This window comes from Hyunsoonleella aquatilis, assembly GCF_014270105.1.
Taxonomy (GTDB): Bacteria; Bacteroidota; Bacteroidia; order Flavobacteriales; family Flavobacteriaceae; genus Jejuia; species Jejuia aquatilis.
In genome coordinates this window covers 279891-298165 of the sequence record NZ_JACNMF010000001.1, presented here as the reverse complement: position 1 = coordinate 298165, position 18275 = coordinate 279891, and the positions used below count along the sequence as shown (strand labels likewise).

At 39.1% G+C, this 18275-nt stretch carries 26 protein-coding genes; 20 read left to right on the top strand and 6 right to left on the bottom strand.

All coding sequences use genetic code 11. The annotated features are described in order from the left end of the window. Window positions 1-7 precede the first annotated feature (7 nt). The gene (gene tyrS, locus H7U19_RS01245) at window positions 8-1303 is read left to right on the top strand and encodes a tyrosine--tRNA ligase (RefSeq protein ID WP_186558021.1); all 1296 of its coding nucleotides are present in this window, start codon (window positions 8-10) and stop codon (window positions 1301-1303) included. Window positions 1304-1416: 113 nt separating this feature from the next. Here the strand turns inward: tyrS and H7U19_RS01240 are convergent, their stop codons facing one another. Both H7U19_RS01240 and H7U19_RS01235 read right to left on the bottom strand, forming a co-directional pair. Then, a complete protein-coding gene (locus H7U19_RS01240; RefSeq protein ID WP_186558020.1) occupies window positions 1417-2397 on the bottom strand; it encodes a LuxE/PaaK family acyltransferase in 981 nt (326 codons plus the stop codon). A 110-nt stretch (window positions 2398-2507) separates the two neighbouring features. After that, window positions 2508-2852 carry a T9SS type A sorting domain-containing protein gene (locus tag H7U19_RS01235; RefSeq protein ID WP_186558019.1) on the bottom strand — a complete coding sequence of 115 codons (345 nt, stop codon included), beginning with the start codon at window positions 2850-2852 and terminating at the stop codon, window positions 2508-2510. A gap of 200 nt (window positions 2853-3052) precedes the next feature. Between H7U19_RS01235 and H7U19_RS01230 the strand changes: the two genes are divergently transcribed. Continuing rightward, window positions 3053-3730: a response regulator transcription factor gene (locus H7U19_RS01230; RefSeq protein ID WP_186558018.1), complete on the top strand. Its 678-nt coding sequence runs from the start codon at window positions 3053-3055 to the stop codon at window positions 3728-3730. Further along, window positions 3730-4773 (top strand): sensor histidine kinase, encoded by a 1044-nt coding sequence (locus tag H7U19_RS01225; protein WP_186558017.1) that lies wholly within the window; start codon window positions 3730-3732, stop codon window positions 4771-4773. Before H7U19_RS01230 ends, H7U19_RS01225 begins: the two co-directional genes overlap by 1 nt. Here H7U19_RS01225 and H7U19_RS01220 read toward each other — a convergent pair. Next, entirely contained in the window at window positions 4747-5802 is a 1056-nt protein-coding gene (locus H7U19_RS01220; protein WP_186558016.1) for a glycosyltransferase, read from the bottom strand. The two genes, H7U19_RS01225 and H7U19_RS01220, sit on opposite strands and share 27 nt — an antisense overlap. A gap of 302 nt (window positions 5803-6104) precedes the next feature. On the opposite strand from H7U19_RS01220, the gene trmB reads away from it, so the two are divergent. From trmB to H7U19_RS01135, 17 genes are all read left to right on the top strand, one after another. Then, complete coding sequence (trmB, locus tag H7U19_RS01215; RefSeq protein WP_186558015.1) at window positions 6105-6782, top strand: tRNA (guanosine(46)-N7)-methyltransferase TrmB; 678 nt, start codon at window positions 6105-6107, stop codon at window positions 6780-6782. Beyond that, on the top strand, window positions 6782-7411 hold the full coding sequence (locus tag H7U19_RS01210) for a LysE family translocator (RefSeq protein WP_186558014.1): 630 nt from the start codon (window positions 6782-6784) through the stop codon (window positions 7409-7411). Before trmB ends, H7U19_RS01210 begins: the two co-directional genes overlap by 1 nt. Window position 7412: 1 nt before the next feature. Next, window positions 7413-7742, top strand: a complete 330-nt coding sequence (locus H7U19_RS01205) for an MGMT family protein (protein ID WP_186558013.1) — start codon at window positions 7413-7415, stop codon at window positions 7740-7742. 152 nt (window positions 7743-7894) lie between these two features. Further along, window positions 7895-9031, top strand: coding sequence for an Mrp/NBP35 family ATP-binding protein (locus H7U19_RS01200; protein WP_186558012.1), 1137 nt, complete (start codon window positions 7895-7897; stop codon window positions 9029-9031). Window positions 9032-9034: 3 nt separating this feature from the next. Further along, a complete protein-coding gene (locus H7U19_RS01195) occupies window positions 9035-9277 on the top strand; it encodes a NifU family protein (protein ID WP_186558011.1) in 243 nt (80 codons plus the stop codon). A gap of 113 nt (window positions 9278-9390) precedes the next feature. Beyond that, window positions 9391-9723, top strand: coding sequence for a 2Fe-2S iron-sulfur cluster-binding family protein (locus H7U19_RS01190; protein ID WP_186558010.1), 333 nt, complete (start codon window positions 9391-9393; stop codon window positions 9721-9723). 228 nt (window positions 9724-9951) lie between these two features. Continuing rightward, on the top strand, window positions 9952-10887 hold the full coding sequence (locus tag H7U19_RS01185; RefSeq protein ID WP_186558009.1) for a 2-hydroxyacid dehydrogenase: 936 nt from the start codon (window positions 9952-9954) through the stop codon (window positions 10885-10887). Between the two features lie 9 nt (window positions 10888-10896). Further along, the gene (locus tag H7U19_RS16965) at window positions 10897-11307 is read left to right on the top strand and encodes a response regulator transcription factor (RefSeq protein ID WP_186558008.1); all 411 of its coding nucleotides are present in this window, start codon (window positions 10897-10899) and stop codon (window positions 11305-11307) included. 227 nt (window positions 11308-11534) lie between these two features. Then, window positions 11535-11906 (top strand): VOC family protein, encoded by a 372-nt coding sequence (locus H7U19_RS01175; protein WP_186558007.1) that lies wholly within the window; start codon window positions 11535-11537, stop codon window positions 11904-11906. Window positions 11907-11933: 27 nt separating this feature from the next. Then, window positions 11934-12440 carry a DUF4199 domain-containing protein gene (locus tag H7U19_RS01170; RefSeq protein ID WP_186558006.1) on the top strand — a complete coding sequence of 169 codons (507 nt, stop codon included), beginning with the start codon at window positions 11934-11936 and terminating at the stop codon, window positions 12438-12440. 4 nt (window positions 12441-12444) lie between these two features. Then, window positions 12445-12903: a DUF1801 domain-containing protein gene (locus H7U19_RS01165; protein WP_186558005.1), complete on the top strand. Its 459-nt coding sequence runs from the start codon at window positions 12445-12447 to the stop codon at window positions 12901-12903. A 173-nt stretch (window positions 12904-13076) separates the two neighbouring features. Further along, window positions 13077-13463 carry a VOC family protein gene (locus tag H7U19_RS01160; protein WP_186558004.1) on the top strand — a complete coding sequence of 129 codons (387 nt, stop codon included), beginning with the start codon at window positions 13077-13079 and terminating at the stop codon, window positions 13461-13463. A 6-nt stretch (window positions 13464-13469) separates the two neighbouring features. Further along, window positions 13470-14234 carry a sulfite exporter TauE/SafE family protein gene (locus tag H7U19_RS01155; protein ID WP_186558003.1) on the top strand — a complete coding sequence of 255 codons (765 nt, stop codon included), beginning with the start codon at window positions 13470-13472 and terminating at the stop codon, window positions 14232-14234. 94 nt (window positions 14235-14328) lie between these two features. Next, on the top strand, window positions 14329-14805 hold the full coding sequence (locus tag H7U19_RS01150) for a YtxH domain-containing protein (protein WP_222597363.1): 477 nt from the start codon (window positions 14329-14331) through the stop codon (window positions 14803-14805). 310 nt (window positions 14806-15115) lie between these two features. Continuing rightward, window positions 15116-15439 carry an ArsR/SmtB family transcription factor gene (locus tag H7U19_RS01145; RefSeq protein ID WP_186558002.1) on the top strand — a complete coding sequence of 108 codons (324 nt, stop codon included), beginning with the start codon at window positions 15116-15118 and terminating at the stop codon, window positions 15437-15439. A gap of 32 nt (window positions 15440-15471) precedes the next feature. After that, a complete protein-coding gene (locus tag H7U19_RS01140) occupies window positions 15472-15981 on the top strand; it encodes a DUF6428 family protein (protein WP_186558001.1) in 510 nt (169 codons plus the stop codon). A 24-nt stretch (window positions 15982-16005) separates the two neighbouring features. Continuing rightward, on the top strand, window positions 16006-16617 hold the full coding sequence (locus tag H7U19_RS01135) for a low molecular weight phosphatase family protein (protein WP_186558000.1): 612 nt from the start codon (window positions 16006-16008) through the stop codon (window positions 16615-16617). A 56-nt stretch (window positions 16618-16673) separates the two neighbouring features. Here H7U19_RS01135 and H7U19_RS01130 read toward each other — a convergent pair whose 3' ends face one another. The 3 genes from H7U19_RS01130 to H7U19_RS01120 all read right to left on the bottom strand — a co-directional run bounded on the left by H7U19_RS01130 (window position 16674) and on the right by H7U19_RS01120 (window position 18261). Then, on the bottom strand, window positions 16674-16928 hold the full coding sequence (locus H7U19_RS01130) for a TfoX/Sxy family DNA transformation protein (RefSeq protein WP_186557999.1): 255 nt from the start codon (window positions 16926-16928) through the stop codon (window positions 16674-16676). 2 nt (window positions 16929-16930) lie between these two features. Beyond that, the gene (locus H7U19_RS01125; protein WP_186557998.1) at window positions 16931-17308 is read right to left on the bottom strand and encodes a VOC family protein; all 378 of its coding nucleotides are present in this window, start codon (window positions 17306-17308) and stop codon (window positions 16931-16933) included. Between the two features lie 140 nt (window positions 17309-17448). After that, entirely contained in the window at window positions 17449-18261 is an 813-nt protein-coding gene (locus H7U19_RS01120; protein ID WP_186557997.1) for an AraC family transcriptional regulator, read from the bottom strand. Window positions 18262-18275: the final 14 nt, after the last annotated feature.

Sequence of the window (18275 nt, the reverse complement as noted above, 5' to 3'; positions counted from 1 at the left end):
TCAAAGAATGAAGAAGAATTTTGTTGAAGAATTGACTTGGAGGGGCATGATTCATACGGTAATGCCCGGTGCGGAGGAACATTTAATGGAGGGGATGCGAAGCGCCTATGTAGGTTTTGACCCGACGGCAGATTCTTTACATATTGGAAACTTAGTGCCCATAATGCTTTTGGCGCATTACCAACGGTGTGGACATAAACCTATTGCTTTGGTGGGTGGTGCCACAGGAATGATTGGAGACCCGTCCGGAAAATCGAGTGAACGTAATTTGCTGGACGAAAAGACATTGCGCCATAACCAAGAAGCCATAAAAAAACAGTTGGCCCATTTTCTGGATTTTGAAAGCGATGCCGAAAATGCGGCCGAATTGGTCAATAACTACGATTGGATGAAGGAATTCTCATTTTTGGAATTTATCCGAGATGTGGGGAAGCATATCACGGTTAATTATATGATGGCCAAGGATTCCGTAAAAAACAGGATTTCATCCGATGATTCCGAAGGGATGAGCTTTACGGAGTTTACCTATCAATTGGTGCAGGGCTACGACTTTTTGCATTTGTATCGCGCCAATAATTGTTCCATTCAAATGGGTGGAAGTGACCAATGGGGAAATATCACCACGGGTACTGAGCTGATTCGTCGTATTGGTGGAGGAAAAGGCTATGCAATTACCTGTCCGCTCATTACGAAATCCGACGGTTCAAAGTTTGGGAAATCTGAAGGTGGAAACGTGTGGTTGGACGCAAACCGAACCTCACCCTATAAATTCTACCAATATTGGTTGAATTCCAGCGATGAAGATGCCGAAAAGTACATCAAGATTTTTACCTTTTTAAATGAGGAGGAAGTTGAAGCTATAATTTCTGAGCATAAAGAAGCACCGCATTTGCGAGTTTTACAAAAGCGTTTGGCCGAAGAGATCACACAGATGGTGCATTCCAAATCGGATTTGGACAATGCCATAAAAGCGAGTAATATTTTATTCGGAAAGTCCACGAGTGAAGATTTAAAAGAACTAGATGAAAAAACCTTTTTGGATGTTTTTGAAGGGGTACCACAAACCGAAATTGACAAATCTGAAATAGATTCAGGATTGGACGTGATTGGCGCGCTGGCCGAAAAGGGAGGTTTTTTAAAATCTAACGGAGAAGCTAGACGGGCGCTGAAAGAAAACTCAATTTCAGTAAATAAAGAAAAGGTAAATGAAACCTTTAAAATCACGAAGAAGGATCTGATAAACGACAAGTTTGTGCTGTTACAACGCGGTAAAAAGAACTACTTTGTGCTTACGGTAAAATAAAAGAATCCCGCCACCGGCGGGATTCACAAACTAACCAACTTACTAAAAATAATCTTTCTTTTATCTTAGCAATCCCTTTGTCGTATTCATTTGCGATTCCTTACAAAATAATTTTATAAAGCCATTAAGTTACACCCGCGGATATCGGAATGGTCAAACCGGCCTTTAACTTCAAAATTTCCGTCTTCGTAAACCGTTCCCAGGTCTTGGGTAGCGATGAAGGCGCAGGAGTTGATATTCGCTAAATCAATCACGTTTAAACCGCCCGTTTTGCCAATCATTTGAATGCCTAACGGGTCTTCTGTATCCCTAGTTAGCACTTTCATCCAATTTGGACATTTGAAGATGCCGTTTCCTTTAGAATAGGCTTGGCTTAGAAGTTCTGTCATGCCGTATTCACTATGTACGTTTTCAACACCAAAACCTTTTTTAAGGGTAGCGTGCAATTCCTCACGAATCATTTCTTTGCGACGTCCTTTCATGCCACCTGTTTCCATAACTATCGTGTTTTTTAATTGAAATGAATCGTTTTCAACCAAATCTAATAAAGCAAAAGATACTCCGATGAGGAGCACCTTTTTTCCCGCTCCATCTAATCGAACTAAGCGTTCCTTTAATTCCGAAAGGTTATCTAGAAAAAAACCGCTTTCAGAAGCTTTCGACTTTGCAATCAAATTATTCACCATAAAAACCAATGAAGATCCTTGGCGTTCCAAATAGGAAGGAAGCAATGCCAAAATCACATAATCTTCAATATTTCCGAAAAATTTCCGAAAACCAGTTCTAAAACTTCTGCGATAAAGTTTCAAATCCGATACATGATGCTTGCTGGTTTGTTGCCCTGTCGTTCCCGAGCTTTCAAAGATAATTTCAGCATTTGTTTCACCGGAAATAACCTTTCGAGTTTTAAAAAATTCAATGGGCAAAAATGGAATGTCGTTGATGTTTTTTACATCGCTAGGATGCTTATACAACAAATCACAAAATGAACGGTACACCCTATTGTTTTCAAACTGAAACTTAAACACTCTTAAAGCCAAGGCTTCAAATGCGTCATCAGATTCAATATTGAAAATCGTATTTGGGTCAATCATGTATTGCTAAAAAAGAAGATTTCAATAGTGCCAAAAGGGCATCACAAATGTAGATAAAATAAAAAAGCATTGCTAAAAGCAACACTTCAAAAAATAAGAGAGATAAATGGTTAGCGAATCACCAATTTTCGCGTTTCGGTGACTGCGTTTTCGGTAATTTTCAAAATGTAAACCCCAGAACTCAAAGTTGAAATATCCAACTCTTTCCTAGTAATTACGGGCGCAAGAATTTGTTTGCCCAAAACATTAAAAACGGCCACGGATTTAAGAGCGTTTTGTTTGGTGTCAATGTAAATTGTTGACTTTCCCATATTTACTGGATTTGGAAACACGGAGAGCCCTTCGATACTGAGGCTGTTTTTAAGGTCATTGGAAGCTATGTCCTGTGAGAACCCATCGAAGGTTATCAAGGATAAAACAAGAAGTAAAACATAAAAAAAGTAGTTTTTTTTCATAACGTTTCCAATGTGGTAAAATTACTGCTTTTACAGCAAAAGCTGTACCAAAATTCTGTTAAAGATTGCAGTTATACGTCGAAAAGTTAATCTTGTGTAAGCCTTGTGTTACCTTATTGTTATTTGTGGGCGATTTTTAAAAGTTGAATGTTATTAGTTTTATATTTACTTTTGGAAGCGTCAAAATATTGATTTCAGTAATGAACAAAAAAGACATAAAAATACTGCTTGTAGATGATGAGCCGGACATTTTGGAGATTGTAGGTTACAATCTGTCCAACGAAGGGTATCAAGTAATTACTGCCGAAAATGGGGTGGAGGCTGTAAAAAAAGCCAAAAAAGAACAGCCCCAATTGATCATTCTTGACGTAATGATGCCCGAAATGGACGGTATCGAAGCCTGCGAACAAATTAGAAAAAACCCCGACTTAAAAGATGTGGTCATTACCTTTTTAACTGCCCGTGGTGAGGATTATTCGCAAGTGGCCGGTTTTGATGCCGGAGCCGATGATTATATCACCAAACCTATAAAACCAAAGGTGCTAGTGAGCAAGGTGAAGGCGCTTTTAAGACGTTTTAAAGAGGACGTAAAGGATACAGTTAAGGTGGGCAACCTTATAATCAACCGTGATGAATATAAAATTAGCCTCAAAGGAAAAGAAATAATTTTACCAAGAAAAGAGTTTGAATTGTTATCTTTATTGGCGTCGAAACCTGGGAAAGTGTTTAAGCGCGACGAAATCTTGGATAAAGTTTGGGGCAATGAAGTTGTTGTTGGCGGACGCACCATCGATGTTCATATCCGAAAATTGCGCGAAAAAATAGGAGATAAAAGCTTTAAAACAGTAAAAGGTGTCGGCTACAAGTTTGTAGACTAATGCAGGTAAAAGTTAAGAAATCCTATCGCTTTGCGGTTAAAACATCGCTATTCATAACTTTGTTTTTTACACTCTTGATGAGTGTTTTTTTGTACTATTACTTTTCGTTCAAATGGGTTCCCATTTTAGTTTTTGCCGTTGGCTGTTTTCTTTTTTCCTTTGTTGTGATTCAGTATCGTGTGGAGCGCTATATATATAAACGGGTAAAGAAGATTTACGACGATTTGACGCTTTTGGAATCTGCAAGTTTTACTAGGGGTGCCATCACAACCGACATGGCCACGTTGACCCAGGAGATTGATAAATACGCCCGCGATAAAAAGTTGGAAATCGAAACCCTGAAAGTAAGGGAGCAGTACAGAAAGGAGTTTTTAGGTAACGTGTCGCACGAGCTGAAAACCCCACTTTTTACAATTCAGGGCTATATTTTAACTTTATTGGACGGTGCCATCAATGATAAGGCTGTGAGGAAAAAATACCTCAAACGCGCCAATAGTGCTGTGGAACGGTTGAATTATATCGTTAGCGATTTGGATTTGATTACCAAACTGGAGGCTGGGGATTTAAGGTTAAATCCTGAGGAATTTGATATTGTTGAATTGGTTAAGGAAGTTTTTGGAATGGTTGAAATGCGGGCTAATGATAAGTCAATTACCTTAACTTTTGACAGGGATTATCCGAATCCCATTATGGTGCGGGCAGATAAGGAACGTATTCAGCAGGTGCTAGTGAACCTGATTATCAATTCCCTAAAATATGGACGTTTGAAGGGAACCACCGAAGTGAGTATAGAAAATTTGATTAAAAACAAGGCCATTGTCAGGGTAACCGACAACGGCGAGGGTATTGAAAAAACGCATCTGGCAAGACTGTTTGAACGCTTTTACCGTGTAGACAAAAGTGGATCGAGAAGTGAAGGAGGCTCCGGTTTGGGACTTTCGATAGTGAAGCATATCATCGAGGCCCACGACGAACGTATTTATGTTGAAAGTGAATACGGCGTGGGGAGCGAGTTCTCATTTACCCTTGAAAAGGCCGAATAACTTTTTATAATTGATTTCTGCGTTGAAACTTTCCAATCCTTTAAAATCCGAAACGATTTCTAGTTTATCAATTGAAAATTCTTCTTGCGAACAACTTGGGGCAAAGCCCTGCTCCGTCATACGCTTTGCCAAATATTCCTGCTCGGACTGTCCCGGAGTTGGGATAAAAAATGCCCTTTTTTCCAGTTTAGCCAAATCCATAACCGTGGTGTAGCCCGATCTGCATAGTACCAGTTTACTCTCGTTTATGGTTTTTTCCAATAACACCGAAGTCATAAAATTATAGATGGTCACAAGGCCTTTTTCGGTAATCGCTTGTTGTTGTTCCATTACACCTCTTACAAATACCACCGAACCCTTAAAATCCCCAACTTCCTTCAAAAGTTTTTCCTCAAGTATAGTACGCTGAGGCTCTGGTCCGGAAAGCAAAATCAGTAAATCAATGCGAATTTGCGCATTTGTCCTATTAAATCGGCTCAAGGGGCCTATATATTTTGTTGGAATATCGAGATGCTTTTTATGACCAAGTTTGCCCGACAAATTGATGATTCCCTCATTATCCGGCACCCAACACTCTTCAAATTTGGTAATAAATTTTTCATGCAGTTTAGTGCTAAGCCATGTAGTGCGTCCACTTAGTACATTGAGTTGATGCGTTATAAAAACACTCGGCACCTTTTTATCGTAAACCCCTAATCTGTTATCTGAAATTATCCCTGTAATTCCATGAGTTTCAACAATGGACTTGGTTGCTTTTCTTTCGGCTTTAATTGCTTTGACCAACTTCGGTGAATCCTTTAAAAGCTTCAGCTTAAAATGCTTGCCCTTTTTGGCGTAGGTAATGTTGTAGGAAGGCAATTCGATAGACGAAAATCCAGGAAATTCCTTCCGTAAAAGTTCCAGTGCGATACCATCACTGGCAATAATGGGTTCAAAGCCATTTTCGTAAAGTGCCTTGACGATAGGAATGCATCGTGTTGCGTGGCCTAACCCCCAATTTAGGGGCGCAATTAAAATTCTTTTTTTCATTATTTGGGCGTGCCTCTCGTACCTCAAGTCGGGCTTTCACTACTCGCTCTCTCCCGATAGCTATCGGGAGAGGAGCTCAAACATGCCGTTCAATCCCTCACGCGGGGTTAGAGGTAAATTCAAAAGTAAAGATAACAACGCTGTTGTATATTTCCGTAATATTAAGAAATCTCCAATTTTTAATTGGGTTCCGTTGAATTTGTCTTTCCCATGAAAATGGGAATCTAAAAAGAGAATTTCTCAAAAAGAAATTCTCTATTTTTACCAATTCTAAAGCAATACTAAGAAATAGTTAAGAGATTGTGGGAAGCAAAAACAAGCTCAAACGGTTTAAGGAAAACGACACCTTTTCCAATGTATACCAGCCAAAACGCGAGGAATTAGTGGGTTCCAAGTTCAGGTTAAAAGGCCATTGGCGTGAAGAGGTCTTTAAAAATGACAATCCCATGGTATTGGAATTGGGTTGTGGCAAGGGTGAGTATTCTGTTGCATTGGCCCAAAAATATCCAGATAAAAATTTTATTGGGGTGGATATCAAAGGGGCCAGATTTTGGAGGGGAGCTAAAACCGCTATTGAGGAGGATATTCCAAATGTGGCATTTTTGCGCACGCAAATCGAGTTGATTGATTTCGCTTTCGCGGAAAACGAAGTGGACGAAATTTGGATAACTTTCCCTGACCCGCAGATAAAATATAAACGGACCAAACACCGTTTGACCAATATGAGTTTTTTAGAGCGCTATAAATCCATTTTAAAACCGGATGGGACTGTTAATCTTAAAACCGATAGCGAATTTATGCACGGCTATACTTTGGGCTTATTGCATGGTTTGAGGTATGAGGTGATGTATGCCAACCATGATGTTTACAAGCAAGAAGGAAGCCCTGCGGAGGTTACTAGCATACAAACCTTTTACGAATCACAGTATTTGGAGCAAAATAAGCCCATTACCTATATTAAGTTTAATTTTTCCTCCTAATGGACTTGACTTTTATCTTTTTATGGGGGCTACTTTTTGCCATTATAGGGGTGATTCCGCCGGGGTTGCTCAATATGAGCGCTGCAAAAATTAGCCTTAAAGAAGGCCATGTAAGGGGAATTGTGTTTTCCATTGGCGTATGCGTTGTACTAATGGCCCAAGCGTACATCGCGGCGATATTTTCACGTTACCTAAGCAGACACCCCGAGGTAATAAGTATTTTGAGGAGTGTTGCCTGTGTAATTTTTATTTTGGTGACAATTTACTTTTTGTTTATTGCAAAATCAAAACCCAAATCCCAAAAGGAACCGAAAATTAAGAGTAAGCACAGTCGGTTTTTTCAAGGCATGTTAATGTCGGCCATAAATGTATTTCCCATTCCATATCAGTCATACCTAATCATTACACTAGCTTCAGTTGGATGGATGAATTTTGAGCAGACCAGCATTATAGCCTATGTCGCAGGTGCTGGAACAGGTACTTTCGTTATGCTTTATGTTTATATTTTCTTCTTTGATATGATCAAAAGTAAATCTTTCACCTCACAGAAAAGTATGAATTACATTATTGGGGGCATCACCGGGATTATATCAATCATTACCTTAATCAATATCATCAAGGACCTTTAAGATGAAACAAGAAACCTTGAATTTCTTTGATAAGGTCTACGAAGTTACCCGTTTGATTCCTTACGGAAGGGTCACCAGTTACGGCGCCATCGCCAAATATTTGGGTGCGGTTAGAAGCGCAAGAATGGTGGGCTATGCCATGAACGGTTCGGGAGGAAAGGATGTTCCTGCGCACCGCGTGGTCAACAGAAAGGGGTTGTTGACTGGCAAACACCATTTTGACGGCACCAACCTCATGCAACAGCTTTTGGAAAGTGAAGGCATCGAAGTTGTTGATAACCAAATCCAAAATTTTGAAGCCGTGTTTTGGGACCCAGGGAGGGAATTGTAATTATTTCCTAATTTTTCAAAAATTTACAAATAATTACATATTTCAACCCATAACCAAACCCAATATCCACATAATCAAAACTTCTAGCACCAGCCGTCTGTCTTCTGCCATTATTGATTATCTTTGCATTTAGAATGATTCTTAATTGGGAAATGAAGCTAAAAAAACAAGATATATTAAAAGCACTGGAAACCATTACCGTTCCTGGTGAGGGACAAAATATGGTGGAAAGTGGTGCCGTGAAAAACGTAGTGACCTTTGCAGATGAGGTAATTGTAGATATTACCATTAAAAACCCGAGTTTGCAGGCTAAAAAACGTACAGAGGTGGATATCCTAAAAACCATCCACGAGAAGGTGTACGAAAAAGCCAAAATAACTGTAAATGTCAAAGTTGAAGCTCCTGCAAAACCAAAAGCCAATGTAATTAAAGGGAAGCCCATTCCCGGCATTCAAAATATTGTGGCCGTGGCCTCAGGAAAAGGAGGTGTAGGGAAATCTACCGTAACGGCTAACTTAGCGGTGACTTTGGCAAAAATGGGATTTAAAGTGGGTGTTTTGGACGCCGATATTTATGGGCCGTCCATTCCTATCATGTTTGATGTGGCCGATGAAAAACCGTTAGCCGTTAATATCGAAGGAAAATCAAAAATGAAACCTATCGAGAATTACGGTGTAAAAATACTATCCATAGGATTTTTTACCCAGCCCAACCAAGCCGTAGTTTGGCGTGGGCCGATGGCGGCGAAGGCTTTAAATCAGATGATATTTGATGCGCATTGGGGCGAATTGGATTTCCTTTTGTTGGACTTGCCTCCTGGCACAGGGGATATCCATTTGAGTATTATGCAGTCCCTACCAATTACTGGAGCGGTCGTGGTAAGTACACCACAAAATATCGCTTTGGCAGATGCCAAAAAAGGCGTAGCTATGTTCCAACAAGACAGCATACAAGTGCCAGTTTTAGGAATTATTGAAAATATGGCGTACTTTACTCCTGAAGAATTGCCGGATAATAAGTACTATATTTTTGGAAAAGAAGGTGCAAAACACCTTGCAGAAGATTTAGGCGTACCGTTTTTAGGAGAAATCCCGTTAGTGCAAAGTATCAGGGAAGCCGGTGATGTGGGGCACCCGGCCGCTTTGCAAACGGCAACCCCAATGGAACAAGCTTTTGAAACTTTAACCCAAAATGTGGTTCAGGAAGTAGTGAATCGAAATGAAAGCCTACCGCCAACCGAAGCAATAAAAATCACCACAATGGCTGGTTGCGCGGCCATAAAGAAATAAGACATGACCTCAGAAGAAATAAAAACAAACGTTGAAAAAGCACTTGACGAAATCCGTCCGTTTTTGCAAAGTGATGGCGGGGATATTTCGTTGCTGTCCATTGAAGACGATAGGTTGGTAAGGGTGCAATTACAGGGTGCATGTGTAGGTTGTAGCGTCAATCAAATGACCTTAAAATCGGGTGTAGAAATGACCATCAAAAAGCACGCACCACAGATTGAGGAAGTCATTAATATTGATGTATAAAATCATCCTCCAAAAACCCATTTTACTACATATTTTTTTAGAAAAATCCCAGAATAAATAATACTTTTGGCACGCAAAATGTAGTGCAACTAGCGTAATCATAATTTTTACAGATGAGTCAGGATATTAACATCAAGATAACGGATAGGGATGGCGTAACCCACGAGATTATGGCGCCAACCGATATGGCCATGAATTTAATGGAAGTAGTGCGCTCCTATGAGCTGGCACCTGAAGGTACCATTGGTGTTTGTGGCGGTATGGCCATGTGCGCCTCCTGCCAATGCTATGTTTTGAGCAATACCGAGTTGCCTGAAAAAAGCGATGACGAAGAAGCCATGCTGTCCGAAGCGTTTGACGTTCAGGACAATTCCCGTTTGGGCTGTCAAATCCAAATGACTCCTGAAATGGAAGGCCTCGAGGTAGAATTGGCGCCTGAGAGTTAATCCGTCTTTCCAATTTAGAATTTCAAAGTTTTTAGATTAATCCTTATTTGGGCGTTACCCACTCCCGATAGCTATCGGGAGGGTCGGGCTTTCGGCAGTCGCTCCCTCCTATGGTCGGGGAGCTTCAACAAATGCCTCAATCCCTAACGCACTTTATCCAGAGTAATCCAAACAACTTTCAGAGCTTTTAGTTTTTTTATAACATTTAGGTATTCATACATTTGCACCATGAAAATACTCCACCTCGATACCAATCACGAACTGCTATTAAATCAGCTCAACGCTTTAGGGTTTTCTAACTATGAAGATTATACGTCTTCAAAAGGAGAGATTGAAGAAAAAATAGCGGATTACCACGGTATCATCATACGAAGTAGGTTTACTATCGACAAACAATTTTTGGATGCGGCCACGAAGCTAAAGTTTATTGGGCGTGTAGGTGCGGGATTGGAAAATATCGATTGCGATTACGCCAAACAAAAAGGCGTGTATCTTATTTCAGCGCCCGAAGGCAATAGAAATGCCGTTGGCGAACATACGCTCGGAATGCTACTGTCTCTTTTTAATAAATTAAACAAATCCGATAAGGAAGTCAGACAAGGTAAATGGCAACGCGAGGAAAACCGAGGCATTGAATTGGATGGCAGAACGGTTGGCCTGATAGGTTACGGTAACATGGGGAAAGCATTCGCCAAAAAACTAAGGGGTTTTGATGTTGAAGTATTGTGCTACGATATTAAAGATGGCGTTGGTGACGAAAATGCAAAGCAAGTCAGCTTAAAGGAGTTTCAGGAAAAAGTGGATGTAGTGAGTCTCCACACACCGCAAACGCCATTAACTTTAAATATGGTGAATACCGAATTTATAAATCAATTTAAAAAACCGTTTTGGTTGTTAAATACGGCACGCGGCAAAAGTGTAGTGACCTCCGATTTGGTTTCTGCCTTAAAATCAGGTAAAATTTTGGGTGCAGGCCTTGATGTTTTAGAATACGAAAAAAAATCTTTTGAAAGTTTGTTTTCTGATACAATGCCAGAGGCTTTTGAGTATTTAATCCAAGCGAAAAATGTGATATTATCCCCCCATGTGGCAGGCTGGACGGCAGAAAGCAAAGAAAAACTGGCGCAAACCATTGTGGATAAAATTAAAGCGAAGTTTTGCTAAATTTAATCCATGAAAAAAACCATTCTCGTTTTTTCAGGATTGATTTTAGCCTTGGTGCTTTTGTTTCAATTGAGCACCTATTCCATTCATTCGGGAAATCTAAAAACGGAGTTTGCTGTTGCCATTATTGCCTTTGCATTTTTAGTGGTGGGCATCTACATCAATAAAAAAAGCCTTCATAAACTGCCATCCAATTCTAGGGAGATAAACCATCAAAAAATAAAGGAACTTGAAATCACTACTCGTGAATACGAAGTACTTCAAGCTATTTCGGAGGGGTTGTCTAATAAGGAAATAGCCGATAAATTGTTTCTTTCTGAAAGCACCATCAAAACCCATGTATCTAATTTACTGGTAAAGCTGAATGCAAAACGGAGGACACAAGCACTTCAAATTGCAAAAGAATATCACCTTATTTGATTTTTTACACCTCCCTTAACCCCTCCTTTTTAGGAGGGAAAATGTTGCGTATGAGTTTCCCCTCTAGTAAGAGGGGAGTAAGGGGTGTGTTAAAAGACTACTTTCAAATCTCATTATTTTTCATACTTTTAAACTAAAGTATTCGCATTTTGGTACTTTAGTATGACTCCCCATTTCTGCTTCATCCTTAGCTTTGTTTCAAATTGATTCATCAAAATTTTAACTATATGAAATTAGGAGCATTTTCCATCAGTTTAAGTGTGAAGGACATTCATAAATCAAAAGCGTTTTATGAAAATTTAGGATTCAGTGTTTTTGCAGGCAACATCGAGCAGAACTATCTCATTATGAAAAACGGCAATGCCTTAGTGGGTTTATTCCAAGGGATGTTTGAGCAAAATATCCTCACTTTTAATCCGGGTTGGGACGAAAATGCCCAGACCTTGGAAGATTATGACGATGTCAGAACGATTCAAAAACATTTAAAATCAGAGGGGATTCCATTAGAAAGGGAAGCCGATGAAAATACCTCAGGTCCAGCAAACATCGTACTTACCGATCCTGATGGCAATACTATTTTAATAGATCAGCACGTGTAAAACCATCAATCAAATCAAATTTTTAAGATGAAACCAACCGTAATCAAATACGGTCTTTATGGACTTTTAACAGGAATACTTTGTTTTCTTTTGGCACTTACTTTTGGGGACGGACTAAGCTATACCTCCCAGGAAATATTGGGGTATGCCACAATGGTGGCATCCCTGTCGTTTATTTTTTTCGGCATAAAACATTATCGCGACAAGGTAAATGGAGGAGTGGTTTCTTTGGGGAAAGCTATCGTTATTGGCCTTTTGATTTCGGTTTTGGTTGGAGTTGGTGTGGGCCTCGCCGATTATATTTATACAACAATAATAAACCCCAATTTTGCGAATGAATATCTGGAAACCACATTAAAAGCAATGGAAACTACCCTATCCCAAGAAGAATTTCAAGTGAAAAAGGCAGAATTGACACAACAGATGGAGGACTACGGAGGTTCTGGTTTCATGGCTTTTTTAATGTTTTTCACGGTGGTACTCATTGGATTTGTTATATCTTTAGTTTCAGGTTTAATCCTTCAACGTAAATAAAATTATGCAATACGACGCCAGTTCCCCGGAAGATTACATCGGACAAGTACCAGAAGAGCGGCAGGAGAACTTGAAAAAACTTCGAAAAACAATCAATGACAACCTCCCAAAAGGCTTTGAGGAGGGTATGATTTATAAGATGATAGGTTACTATGTGCCACATTCGGTGTATCCGGACGGCTATCATTGCGACCCGAAGACGCCATTACCTTTTATGAGTTTTGCGTCGCAGAAAAATTCGGTAAACCTGTATCACAGTGGGATTTATGCTAAAAAGGAATTGTCTGATTGGTTTGTTAGTGAATTTCCAAAACATTCCAAACGAAAACTGGATATGGGAAAAAGTTGTATTCGCTTTAAACATTTGGACGACATTCCTTTTGACTTGATTGGGGAATTAACGCGAAAAATGACCTGCGAGGAATGGATTGAAATTTACGAAAGTGCCATAAAGAGAACCTAGGTTTTGTAAAAATAACGGGAGCTGCGTTAGGGATTGTAGAGGAAAGCCCACAGCGCCCCATCAGAAGGGCGCGAGGACTTGGAACGGAAAGCCCGACCCGAGGACGTATATGTTTGAAAACTTTCGGCATATACATCGAGGGAAACGCCCAAAATAAATTAACAATTTTTGAAATGAAAAACAGAGTGACTGGAATTGGCGGGTTGTTCTTTAAAACAAAGGATCCGAAGGCTACAAAAGACTGGTATAGAACCCATTTGGGCTTCAATACGGACGATTACGGGTGCACCTTTTGGTGGAAAAATAAGGAGGGCAAGGACTGCTCTACCCAATGGAGCCCATTTTCTGATAGTACCACCTATTACGAACCGTCAAAAAAGGATTTCATGTTCAACTATCGGGTTGAAAATTTGGTGGAACTTTTGAAGATTTTAAGGGAAGAAGGCGTTACTGTTGTGGGAGAAATGGAAGAATATGAATATGGTAAATTCGGTTGGATTTTAGATAACGATGGTAACAAAATTGAGCTCTGGGAACCTATTGATGATGTTTTTAAATAATATTTTTTGGGCGTAGCGGAAATTCTTCAATCCTATAATTTATCTGCTCTGCAATGGACGGCTATTGGTTTTGCCGTGTTTATTCTTGGGTTTTCAAAATCTGGAATAAAGGGCATTGGGATTATTATCGTCATTATTTTGGCCTTCGTGTTTGGTGAGAAGGCGTCCACTGGAATTTTGTTGCCGATGCTGATTTCGGCTGATATTATCGCCGTAAGCTATTATAACCGGCATACACAGTGGCGCTTTATCAAAAAGCTGTTACCTTCTATGGTAATAGGGGTTTTGGTGGGTGTTTGGGTAGGTGATGCCATTTCTGAGGTAGTGTTCAAAAGGGTGATGGCCATAATCATCATGGGGTCGATTGGAATTATGTTGTATTTTGAACGGCGAAAATCGGATAAGATTCCCCATAATAAATGGTTTTCGAATTCTGCAGGTTTCTTGGCGGGTTTTACAACTATGATTGGGAATTTGGCGGGACCGATTTCCAACATTTATTTCCTGGCCATGCGCTTGCCTAAAAATGAATTTATTGGTACGGCGGCCTGGCTATTCTTTATTATCAATGTGTTTAAATTGCCTTTTCATTTTTTTGTATGGCATACGGTTTCAAAGGATACGCTCGTATTAAATATGACTTTGATACCTGTGGTGGTAATAGGATTCTTTCTGGGGGTAGCTTTGGTGCGACAAATTTCCAATGTCAATTACCGGAAGTTTATCATTATTGTTACCGCTATTGGAGGGTTGATTATGTTGTTTCGATAGCAGTACGTAACGTTTTTAAACTTTGAAACACATATAGTTAGTAGTAAATGTATTTTTTAGTACTTTTAAATTCTAATCAAAAAAATTAATAATCATGTCAGACGAAAAAAATTTAGGGGACGACTTAAACGATATGTTAGGCGACGCCAAAGATGGCGCCAAAAAAGCGGCGGACAAAGCTGGAGAAATAGCAGATGACGCCAAGGAAAAGGCAAAAGAATTTGCTAGTGAAGCAAAGGAAACGGCTTCCGAGTTTGCAGAAGATGCAAAGGAGGTTTTGAGTGATGGGAAAAATGTTGCGATTATTGCACACATCACTTTAATTGGGTGGATAATTGCGTTAATAATGAATGGCAGCAATAAAACAGAATTGGGGTCATTTTATATCCGTCAGATGTTGGGGATTGCGCTTTTGGGAATCGTAGCTAGTTTCATTCCTTTTGTAAATATTATTGCCTGGGTTTTTGTATTAATTCTATGGGTCATTAGTTTACTAGGGTCTTTAAGTGGAGAGAAGAAAACTGTTCCATTATTAGGTGAGCATTTCCAGAAATGGTTTGCGGGATTGTAAAATGAATTTGGCCAAAGGTGACTGCTTTTGGTCTTTATTTTTTTGGTATATTATCGTAATATTGCAATATCTCTATTGAAATAGATGGAACAATAGATTGATTTTGACCCTACGCTTCATTTGTTGAGGGATTTAGAGTTTCAATTGAAATCTAATGTTAGGGCAGTTCGTTTTCTTGGTTATTGGTTATCCCCTTTTCTTGAAAGGGTTTTAAACCTTGACTTACTCAGAGTACATTCTCATGTAAATTTTGTATCGTAATATTGCAATATTACAATTAAATATATATCTTTGTCTCAAATTTAAAGCTATGGGCGCATCAAAACTTGATATTTATTCCGAAGAGACCAACCAAATGGCCATGGTTGCTAAGGTGTTCGCACATCCTGCCCGAATCGCTATTTTGCAGTATATCAGCAAGCAGGAGTCCTGTATTTGCAATGATATTGTAGACGAAATTGGCTTATCTCAACCGACTATTTCCCAGCATTTACAGGTCATTAACAAAGCTGGCTTGTTAAAAGGTAATTTTGAAGGAAAGAGTATTTGTTATTGTATAAATATTGACCGGCTACAGGAATTTCAAAAGCAATTGAACACATTTTTTGAAAGTACAAAGTCTAATTGTTGTTAAGCCTCAACAGCTTTTTTTAAAAGAATTACATTATGAAAACACAAGAACTTTTTTCAATTTTAAAAGCCAATACGGATAAGGCTTTATTATTTGAATATGGACCTCAACAATTTGTAGGTGCCAACTACCACATTACGGAAGTTAAGCACCTGAAAATTGATGCCGTAGATTGTGGCGCAAGAAGTGATAGCTGGAATGAAACCATTATTCAGCTTTGGGAAAGCCCGAAAGAAAAGGACAAAACAGAATTTATGTCAGTGCTTAAAGCATTGGGCATTTTAAACAAAGTCGCTAAAATGAAGCCTTATGATTTGGATTCGGAGGTGAAGTTTGAATACAGCAACGAAACTTTTCATACAGCACAATTATATGTTAACGATTTCGAAATACAGGGCTATCATTTAATTTTTAAATTAGCCGTCCAAAAAACAGATTGCAAGGCAAAGACCTTATGTGGGGTTGCAGAAAAGGCGGTTGAAGTTACAGAAACCGTTAAGGAAAAAGTAGAGGCATGCTGTGCCCGGGATAGTGGTTGCTGCTAGCAAATTATAAAATAGAAGCATACTATGGCGTTTGATAAAATATCAAATCTTATTGAATCCCTTGATACAGGGACTATTTCCGATGAAAGGAAGCAAGTTTTGCAACCTCTAATTGATTATCTCAATGCCAAGGTGGCTGAGAAAGCACCTATCCGATTAAACTTTATCTGTACCCACAACTCAAGACGAAGTCATTTATCCCAGGTTTGGGCGCAAACGATGGCGCACTATTTTGAAGTGAAACATGTGTCCTGTTATTCTGGAGGAACAGAAGCTACGGCGATGTTTCCCAAGGTTGGGGAGACTTTGGCCAATCAAGGTTTCAGGATTAATAAATTATCAGAAGGTGATAATCCAGTTTATGCCATTAAGTTCTCCGAAAACGAACCGGCTATTATTGCATTTTCAAAAGAATTTGGACATAGTTTTAATCCAACTTCTGAATTTGATGCGATTATGACTTGTTCTTCAGCGGATGAGGCTTGCCCTATGGTTTTGGGCTGTGATAAGCGCATCGCCGTCACTTATGAAGATCCAAAAAAGTCGGATGGTACACCACGCCAAACAGAAACTTATTTGGAACGGAGTTTACAGATTGCAACGGAGATGAAATTTGTGTTTTCTGGTTTAAAATAAGTTTAGTTTCTGTTATAAATTAAAAAATGCCATAGCAGGATACTATGGCATTTTTCTTATGTACGTAATTCTTTTTTGATGTTCTCAGGCAATTTCCTCCAATCTGTATCTAGTAGCGCACCTTTAAGGGAATATAGGTAATAGCACTTGGGAATGGTTTTATCAGGGTAGTTCTTGCAGATATCCCGATATGCTTTTTCTGGAGTGCGTTCAGCTAAATCGGTTAATGTATAAACACCTATTTCGTTTAGTCTTTTTTCTATGGAAACACCAATGTTTTTGGAACCTTTTAAGGCTATCGTTGTTTCCATTTTTATTCAGGTTGCGTATAAGTTACAATATCTATTCCTATCCCATTAGGGTCAACAATGGCGAAATGCCTATCGCCCCAGGGTTCGCTTCGTACTTCAAAGGCTATATCTACCCCTTTTTCCGTGAGTTCCTTATACAATGCATCCACATTTTCTACTTCAATAGTGATATAAACCCCTTGTCCGTTGAATGCGGGTTTAAAAATGGGCTGTTGGCTGGGATGGTTCGGTTTTAAAAAGCTGAGTTCCGCCGTCCTATCGGGCGTATGCATCAATAGGTAAAAATCGTTTTCAAAAGCCACCCCAAAACCTAATGTCTCGGTGTAAAATGTTTTGGTTTCCTCTAATTTGTCCGTGATAATTCCTGCGTTTAATTTCATAGTTTCTGTTTTTTGATGTTCAACTTGACTGTTTGCTATCCCAGTGATTACTGTGAATGCTAAAATGATTATAGTTCTCATATTTTATTGGTACAAATTTAGAACCCAAGTTGTTGAGGACATTGTAAAAAACGGACAACCTATTTTAAAGCTCGTGAAGGCGTTACACCATAAAAGGTTTTGAAGTCTTTAATAAAATGGGCTTGGTCATAAAACCCAACATCATAAAACAGTTTTTGGGATTTTAGACTTTGGGTTGAGGGTTTCATATTTAAAAAATGTTGAAACCGAACGACTTTTCCGAAAGCCTTTGGAGTGGTGCCGATGTAGTAGTTAAATAGCCGTCTCAATTGTCGCGGGCTTAAACCCGTGTCCAAACCATTCTCGGTTTCAATATTTCCGGAGGTTTTAAAAATAAGATGCAGAGCCTTGTAAAAACGGTTGTCAAAATCAAAGTTTATATTTAAAATGAATGGAGCTACAATTTGGTGCAGTTGTTTAACCACCGTGGTAAATTCTTGATTTGGATGAATCTTTTCTGTAATGGATCGTGCAATATCGGGAAGGATACCTCTTAATTTTTGATCTTGATTGCTTAACGCTTTTGCGTCAATATTAAAAACCAATGGAAATACCGATGGCAAAAATCGAATGCCGATATAGTTGAATTCATTTCCAATAGGGAATTCTGCATATTTTCGGCAAAAGCCCATTACAAAACTTTCAGATGTAACATTCTGATTGAAAAAAATATCGATGCATCCGTCTGAAACTACACGATACACAAAAGGAGCATCCAATTTTTTGGAAGTCTTTAATTGCCAAAAACAATAAACGAAGTACTGCAAGGAAGCCTCTGGTAAAACTTCTTGGTAAATGACCTGTTTGCCATCAGTTGCCACAGAGGGCTGTAATGGTCGGTAAAAGTGCTTAATAGATTCAAAGGCATTCATTTAATATGGGAAAG